This is a genomic window from Streptomyces sp. NPDC004126 (assembly GCF_050275515.1).
In the GTDB taxonomy this organism is placed as follows: Bacteria; Actinomycetota; Actinomycetes; order Streptomycetales; family Streptomycetaceae; genus Streptomyces.
The window spans coordinates 1-7330 of sequence record NZ_JBNNPF010000110.1 but is presented as its reverse complement, the minus strand read 5'-3'; the positions used below and the strand labels follow the sequence as shown (position 1 = coordinate 7330).

At 74.6% G+C, this 7330-nt stretch carries 6 protein-coding genes and 1 pseudogene; 2 read left to right on the top strand and 5 right to left on the bottom strand.

The features are described 5' to 3' along the window. The 5 genes and pseudogenes from ACQKM2_RS40400 to ACQKM2_RS40380 form a co-directional block, all read right to left on the bottom strand. Nucleotides 1-671 (bottom strand): annotated as a pseudogene (locus ACQKM2_RS40400) (urease subunit alpha); the annotation flags it as partial. Next, nucleotides 671-1372: an urease subunit gamma gene (ureA, locus tag ACQKM2_RS40395; RefSeq protein ID WP_427719110.1), complete on the bottom strand. Its 702-nt coding sequence runs from the start codon at nucleotides 1370-1372 to the stop codon at nucleotides 671-673. The pseudogene ACQKM2_RS40400 and the gene ureA, both read right to left, overlap by 1 nt. A 263-nt stretch (nucleotides 1373-1635) precedes the next feature. Continuing rightward, nucleotides 1636-2217 (bottom strand): TetR/AcrR family transcriptional regulator, encoded by a 582-nt coding sequence (locus ACQKM2_RS40390; RefSeq protein WP_427719107.1) that lies wholly within the window; start codon nucleotides 2215-2217, stop codon nucleotides 1636-1638. Between the two features lie 128 nt (nucleotides 2218-2345). Then, on the bottom strand, nucleotides 2346-3512 hold the full coding sequence (locus tag ACQKM2_RS40385) for an agmatine deiminase family protein (RefSeq protein WP_427719105.1): 1167 nt from the start codon (nucleotides 3510-3512) through the stop codon (nucleotides 2346-2348). Nucleotides 3513-3629: 117 nt separating this feature from the next. After that, entirely contained in the window at nucleotides 3630-5156 is a 1527-nt protein-coding gene (locus ACQKM2_RS40380) for a serine/threonine-protein kinase (RefSeq protein WP_427719103.1), read from the bottom strand. Between the two features lie 112 nt (nucleotides 5157-5268). On the opposite strand from ACQKM2_RS40380, the gene ACQKM2_RS40375 reads away from it, so the two are divergent. Both ACQKM2_RS40375 and ACQKM2_RS40370 read left to right on the top strand, forming a co-directional pair. After that, nucleotides 5269-5877, top strand: coding sequence for a TetR/AcrR family transcriptional regulator (locus ACQKM2_RS40375; protein WP_427719100.1), 609 nt, complete (start codon nucleotides 5269-5271; stop codon nucleotides 5875-5877). 178 nt (nucleotides 5878-6055) lie between these two features. Next, nucleotides 6056-7222, top strand: a complete 1167-nt coding sequence (locus ACQKM2_RS40370; RefSeq protein WP_427719098.1) for an agmatine deiminase family protein — start codon at nucleotides 6056-6058, stop codon at nucleotides 7220-7222. The last annotated feature ends 108 nt before the right edge of the window (nucleotides 7223-7330 follow it).

Here is a 7330-nt window from a genome sequence, read left to right as displayed (position 1 = left end):
CCCTCGGCCAGGGCCTCCACCAGCGGAGCGGCGTCCGAGGAGGAACCGCGCGCCAGGAAGCCGATGTTCACCGGCCAGGCGTCGAACGCGTTGAACCCGTGCCGCAGGGCCCAGGGGGAGTTCACGCCCACGCCCCAGCTCGGCCCGATCTCCTGCCCGATGATCGTGGTCACGCCGCTCGCGAGCGAGGCCTCCATGATGCGCGGGGAGAGCAGGTGGACGTGGGTGTCCACGGCGCCCGCCGTGGCGATCAGACCCTCGCCCGGGATCATCGTCGTACCCGTGCCGACGACCACGTCGACCCCGTCGAGGGTGTCGGGGTTGCCGGCCCGGCCGATCGCGTGGATGCGGCCCTCGCGGATGCCGACGGACACCTTCCTGATCCCGAGGACGGCGTCGATGACGAGGACGTTGGTGATGACCATGTCGCAGGTCTCGCGGACCGCCGCCGCCTTCAGGTGCAGGCCGTCGCGGGCGGTCTTGCCGAAGCCGGCCAGGAACTCGTCGCCGGGCTTCTGGGCGTCGTACTCGACGCGGACGGTCAGCCCCGAGTCGCCGAGCCGGACCCGGTCCCCGGCCCGGGGGCCGTGCACCGCCGCGTACTCGTGCGGGTCGATGTGGCGGCTGCTGCCGGGGTCGCAGTGGTCGGCGTGCCGCGTGGGCCTGCTCATCAGGGGGTCCCTTCCGGGGTGCGCGCGCCGAGGTAGCCGCAGGCGGCGGCCCGGCGCAGGGCCTCTTCCCTGGCGCCGGGGGCGTCCAGGGGTCCGTCCACCAGGCCGGCGAAGCCGATGGCGATCCGCTCGCCGCCGACGGGTACGAGACCCACCTCGACGTCGGCACCGGGGTCGAACCGGGTGGACGAGCCCGCGGCGACCGCCAGGCGCATGCCGTAGGCCGCGGCCCGGTCGAAGTCGAGGCGCGGGTTGGCCTCGAAGAAGTGGAAGTGCGAGGTCACGCTCACCGGGACCGCGGAGGTGTTGCGGACGGTGAGGGCCACCACCGGTTCCGGGGCCACCACTCCGTCCCCGGCGGGCAGGACCGCTCCCGGCGCGGCATCGCTGCGGGGGTGCTCCCCGAAGGGGTCGCTCACGGCCGCGAGCCGGCTGCCGTCCTCGAACACCGCCTCCACCATCACCTCGGTGACGATGTCCGCCACACCCGGGAGCACGTCGTCGTGGCCGAGCACGCCGCGCCCGCGCTCCAGGGCCTCGGCGAGGCGGAGACCGTCGCGCGCCGCCTCGCACACCGCGTCCGCGATCAGCGCCGTGGCCTCCGGGACGTTCAGCTTCAGGCCCCGGGCGCGCCGGGCCCTGGCCAGTTCGGCGGTCGTGAACAGCAGCAGCCGGTCACGCTCGGTGGGGGTCAGGGGCATGGTGTCCTTCCTCCGGAGACGGGAGGGTGGGGTGGCGTGGTGCGGGGTGCGCCGGGGCGGGAGTGCCGGAGGGCCGAAGGGGTACGCCGTCCGGGTGCGGCGGCGCGGGGCGCCTCGTAGGCGCGGCGCGAGAAGTACCGCGAGGGATGCGGCCGGGGCCGGTCTGGGCTTCACTCTGGCACTGACTGAAAATTCAGTCAATAGATGTGGCGGCAAAACGTCCCCGTCACCCGGGAAGGGGAAACGGGGGGCGGGAGGGGGCCTCAGCCCTGCTTGAGCCCGGCCAGCTCGGCGTCGATGGCGCCGAGCATCAGCTCGCGCGCGTGGCCGATCCTGATGCCGCCGCTGAGCCAGCGCATGCTGAGCCCTTCCAGCAGGGCCGTGAGCCGCTCGGCGGCCGCGGCGAGCGCCGAGGCGGGGACCATGGGCTGGACCTGGCCCAGCAGCGCGGCGACCTCCTGGACCCACACCAGGGTGGCGCGGGCGAGGTCCTCGCGGAGCACCTCGTCGAAGACGGCGCTGGCCCGCAGCTCGCCCCACGCCGCGCTGTTCTCCCGCACCTCGACGGTGTCCTGGAGCTCCAGCAGGAGGGTCTCCTCCAGCTCCTGACGGGGTGCGAGCGGCGGCTCGGAGGGGTCGCGGTCGGTGGTGTACCGCTCGGCTCGGTCGTTGATGAACTCCAGGGTCTGGCGCAGCACCCCGGTGCGGTCCTTGAAGTGGTAGTAGATCAGGGCGGTCGACACCCCGGCCTCGGCCGCGAGTTCTTCCACGCGCAGCCCGCGGACCCCGCGCCGGGCGATCACCCGGGCGGCCGCTTCGAGGATCTGAGTGCTGCGAGACGCCATGTCCCGCACCTTACCGGGGTGCTCCCGGCCGGACGTAAGCGGCCCGTCACCGGGCGTTCGGGCCGCGCGGGGCGCGGCCCGCCCCCCGACCGGTGCGGCGCCCGCCCGCCGGGGCACCCCGGAAGGCATCAGGGGGCCGGCGGGACGGGGTGCGACTGCGTGGCGCAGTGGATGCCGCCGCCCCCGCTCGCGATGCCGTCGATGTCGACCTGGACCACCTGGCGCGCCGGGTAGGCGGCCTGGAGGATCGCGTACGCGGCGCTGTCGGCGTACGGGTCGCCGAACTGAGGGAGGACGACCGCGCCGTTGGGCGTGTAGTAGTTGGTGTAGCTCGACAGGAACTCCTCCCCCTTGCCCCGGATCCTGCTCCGGTCGGGGCCGGGGAGCTCGGTGACGGCCAGGCGCCGGCCGCGGGCGTCCGTCGCGCTCTCCAGTACGCGCCTGGTCTCCTCGTACACCGCGACCCACTTGGGGTCGGTGCCGGGGGCGGGCCGGTCGAGGATGACCCTGCCGGGGGCCGTGAAGCGGGCCAGGCAGTCGATGTGGCAGTCGGTGATGTCCTGGCCGGCCAGGCCCGGCACCCAGATCACCTTGTCCACGCCGAGGGAGCTCCGCAGGGCGTCCTCCACCTGCGCCTGGCCCATCCCGGGGTTCCGGTTGGGGTTGACGAGGGAGCTGACGGTGGCGAGCAGGGTGCCCTCGCCGTCGGTCTCCAGCGAGCCGCCCTCGCCGGTGAAGCCGGCCCGGATGCGGCGCACCTGGTACTCGTCGAGGAGGATGCCGGCCGCCGCGGCGTCGTTCGCGAAGGGCTGGGCGTACTTCGTGCCCGTCTTGCCCCAGCCGTTGAAGTTGGTGTCCACCCCGGCGACGGTGCCCGGGCCCACCACGAAGGTGGGGCCGAAGTCCCGGATCCAGAGGTCGTCGACCGGGATCTCGACCACGTCGACGGCGTACCGGGCGCCCCGGCCGCACAGGTAGCGGGCGTCGGCGGCCTGGCCGGGGCGGGCCAGGACGACCACCGGCTCGAACCGCGATATCGCGTGGGCGACCTCGGCGATGTCGGCGCGGACCCGCTCCAGCGGGCGGCCCCAGACCGAGGAGAGCGCGGGCCAGGCCATGTAGGTGCGGACGTGCGGGTCGGTCTCGGCGGGCATGGTCAGCGCGCCGGCGCCGGCGTTCGGGGCGGTCGCCGCCCGGGCGGCGGTCGCGGGGAGGACCGGCGCGAGGACCGTCAGCGGGACGGCTGCCGCGCCGTACCGGAGGAGATTTCGACGGGTGGTGCGGGGCGTGTCCATGGTGCTCCCTGATGCGGAAGGGGCGGGGATGACGGGCATCCTTGCGTTAACTGAAAATTCAGTCAAGCAGCGGGGCGGGGATGTTCGGGGATGTTCCGCTTGGCGCGGGCGGGACGCTCACTCACGGTGGTACTGGTCCACGAGGATCGTGACGGAGCCGTCCGCGGCCGCCTCCACCAGCCGGACGACGACGATGCGGCTGTGGTCGGGGCTGCGCACGCAGAGCGGCCGCCGCTCCCCCAGGGCGCTGAAGGGCAGCGCGGTCACCGGCTTCGTCCCGATGCCCTGCTCGCAGTCGGCGGGCGTCGGCGCGGCGCCCTCGGCCAGGTGCACGTCCGAGGACTCCGAGGGGACGAAGGACCGGCCCTCCGGCGCCAGGTACCAGGTGGCCGTGTCGGCCGGCACGACCTTCCCGGCCTCCAGGTCGAACTCGTAGCCGGAGTCGGGGGCGGTGAGCCTGGCCCCCGTGTAGCCGGGGACGTAGCCGTCGGCCCCGCCGTCCGGCTCCCCGGTGTCGAACCAGTACAGGGCCCCGCCGCAGGCCGCGAGGGTCACGGCCACCGCCGCGGCCACCGCCGGCAGGCGCCCGCGGCCGCGCCGCCGCGCCCGTCGTCCGCCGTCCGCTTCCGGTACGGGTGCGGGCGCCGGTACCGGGGCGGGTACGGGAGCGGGGGCGGCCGGGGCCGTCGGCGCGTGCGGGGCCTGCGGGGCGGGCGGGGCGGGCCGTCCGGCGCCCCGCCCCGCGCCGACCTCCTCCCGGACCGGCCGCGGCAGCCAGCCCTCGGTGAACTCCGGCCGCGGCCCGACACCGGGGTGGGCGTGGACGTACCCGATCAGCTCGGCGGTGGTGGGCCGGTCCGCCGGCTCCTTGGCCAGGCACCAGCGCACCAGCGGCTCCAGCTCGGCGGGGACCCGGGAGAGGTCGGGGTGCTCGTGGACCACCCGGTAGAGGGCGCTCGACTCCGGCCCGCCGCCGAAGGGCGGCTGGCCGCCGGCCACGTACGCGGTCAGCGCGCCGAGGGCGAAGACGTCGGTGGCGGACGTCACCGGGCGGCCGAGCGCCTGCTCGGGCGCCATGAAGGCGGCGGTCCCGATCCGCAGCCCGGTGCCGGTCAGGGCGGCCGAGCCGGCCGCGTGCGCGATCCCGAAGTCGATCACCCGCGGGCCGTCGCCGGCGAGCAGCACGTTGGCCGGTTTGAGGTCCCGGTGGACCACGCCCGCGCCATGGATGGCCTGGAGCGCCTCGGCGATGCCCGCGACGAGCAGCAGCACCGTGCGGACCGGCAGCGGGCCGTGCCGGCGCACCACCTCGTCGAGCGAGGGGCCCGGTACGTAGGCGGTGGCCAGCCAGGGGGTGCGCTCGTCGACCCCGAAGTCGACCACCTGGGCCGTGAAGAGGCCGTGGATCCGGCGGGCGCTGGCCACCTCGCGGGCGAACCGCTCCCGGAAGGCCGGGTCCGCGGCGAACTCCCTGCGGACGGCCTTGAGTGCGATCGGGCGGCCGCCGGGGGTGTGGGCGAGGTAGACCTCGCCCATGCCGCCGGAGCCGAGCCGGGCGTGGAGGCGGTAGCCGCCGATCTCTCGGGGGTCGTCTGCGGACAGGGCCTCGTGGGCCGGCTGTACGCCGTAAGGCTGCACGGACATGCGGTGGCTCTTTCGGATATGCGGAAGTGACCGGATCGCATCGTCGCCCTAACTGGATTTTCAGTCAACGTGCGACAATGCGAGACGCGACATCGCCAGGAAGGATCACACCGTGACGGACCGCAGACGCGTCATCCTCGAAAGCGCCGCCCGGGTCATCGCACGCAGGGGCGTCCGGGGGCTGCGGGTGACGGAGCTGGCGGCGGAGGCGGGGGTCTCCACCGCCCTGGTCTACTACCACTTCCGGGACCGGCCCGGCATCCTGCGGCACGCCCTCGCCTTCATCGGGGACCGGGCCGACCGGTACACGGAGACCGGGCGGGACGGCCTCCCGCCGGGCCCGGCCGGCGACCCCCGGGAGCGGCTGGAGCGGATGCTGCTGCTGGAGGTCCAGGACCTGCCCGAGGTGCGCGAGAACAGCGCCGCCTGGGGGGAGCTGCGGGCCCACGCGGTGTTCGACCCGGAGCTGCGGGACGAGCTCGCCGCGGCCGGCGCCGCCTGGACGGCCGAGGTGGCGGAGCTGCTCGGCGGCGTGCACCCGGCGGCGTCCGCGGATGCGGTCACGGCCGCCGCGGAGCGGCTGACCGCACTGCTGGAGGGGCTCAGCGTCCGGTGGCTGAGCGGGCTGACGCCGCCGGCCCACGCCCGTGAGCTGCTGCGGGCGGCGGTCCGGGTGGAGGTCGACCGGCTGGCACCGCGCCGCACGTCGCGGTTTGACTGAAAATCCAGTCAGTGCCACAGTACCGACACGGGCCGTTCCGCTTTCCTGCCGAACGGCCGACCGCGGGGTTGACGCGCACCCTTGCCGTAGGGGCCCGGGGCCACGAGCCCCTGGTCGCGCCCCCGCGCCCGTCCCGGCGAGGCGATCCTGTCCCGCCGGTAAACGATCGGAGTCTCCCGTGACGAACCCGCCCCCCACTCGCCGGACCGTCCTGCGCACCCTCTCCGGGATCGGTGCCCTCGTCTTCGGCGCCGCCGCCTGCGGCCCGGCCGAGACCGCCCTGCGGTCCGGCGAACCCGCCGGCTCGGCGCAGTCCGCCTCCGGCACCGCCAAGCGGCGGCTCGGCGCCGAGTGGGAGAGCCACACCCGCACCTTCATGTCCTGGCCGGCCCTGGCCGCCGGGGTGTGGGAGGAGGACCTGCGCTACGTCCGCGAGGACATCGCCCGCATCGCCCGCGCGATCGGCGAGTACGAGGCCGTGGTCATGATGGCCCGCCCGGAGCAGGTGTCGGCCGCGCAGAAGGCCGTCGGTTCCCAGGTCGAGGTCATCCCGCTGGCCGTCGACGACCTCTGGGCCCGCGACACCGTGCCCGTCTTCGTCGAGGAGGGCGGCAAGGTCGTCGGTGTCGACTTCAACTTCAACGGCTGGGGGAACAAGCAGAAGCACCCCAACGACGCCCAGGTGGGGCGCGCGCTCCTGCAGAAGTACAAGATCCCCCGGGTGCAGGCACCACTGGTCGCCGAGGGCGGCTCCTTCGAGCCCGACGGCGAGGGCACCCTGCTGATCACCGAGAGCTCGATCGTCAACGACAACCGCAACCGCGGCAAGTCGCGCGACACCATCGAGGCCGAGCTGAAGCAGACCCTCGGCGTGGAGAAGGTCATCTGGCTGGCCGGCGTGCGCGGCGAGGACATCACCGACGCCCACGTCGACAGCCTCGTACGGTTCACCGAGCCCGGTGTCGTCCTGCTGGACCGCGCGCACCCCAGCACCCCGCCGGACTCCTGGTCGCGCTCGGCGGACCAGGCGAAGTCCGTCCTGTCGAAGGCCACGGACGCCCGGGGCCGGCGCTTCGAGATCATCGACCTCCCGCAGCCCGACCTGAACCGGATCACGGGGCACGGCGACGACTTCGTCTCCACCTACGCCAACTTCTACATCGCCAACGACGCGGTGTTCATGCCCAAGTTCGGCGACCGCGCGGCGGACGACCGCGCCCGCGGCATCCTCCAGGAGCACTTCCCCAAGCGCGACATCGTGCCGGTCTCCATCGACACGATCGCCTCGGGCGGCGGCGGCATCCACTGCTCGACCCACGACCAGCCGGGCAAGCCCGCCGCCTGACGTGCGTACGGGTCCGCCGCCCGGCGCAGCGACGCCCGGCGGCCGCCCCGACGCCCCCGTGCGCGCAGCCGGGGGGGGCAACCTCGCCGTCGCGTCGGTCCCCCCCAC

Coding starts and splice junctions, on each gene's coding strand:
- ACQKM2_RS40385 (WP_427719105.1), bottom strand. CDS start 3,512: ATGGACACGCCCCGCACCACCCGTCGAAATCTCCTCCGGTACGGCGCG.
- ureA (WP_427719110.1), bottom strand. CDS start 1,372: ATGCCCCTGACCCCCACCGAGCGTGACCGGCTGCTGCTGTTCACGACC.
- ACQKM2_RS40390 (WP_427719107.1), bottom strand. CDS start 2,217: ATGGCGTCTCGCAGCACTCAGATCCTCGAAGCGGCCGCCCGGGTGATC.
- ACQKM2_RS40380 (WP_427719103.1), bottom strand. CDS start 5,156: ATGTCCGTGCAGCCTTACGGCGTACAGCCGGCCCACGAGGCCCTGTCC.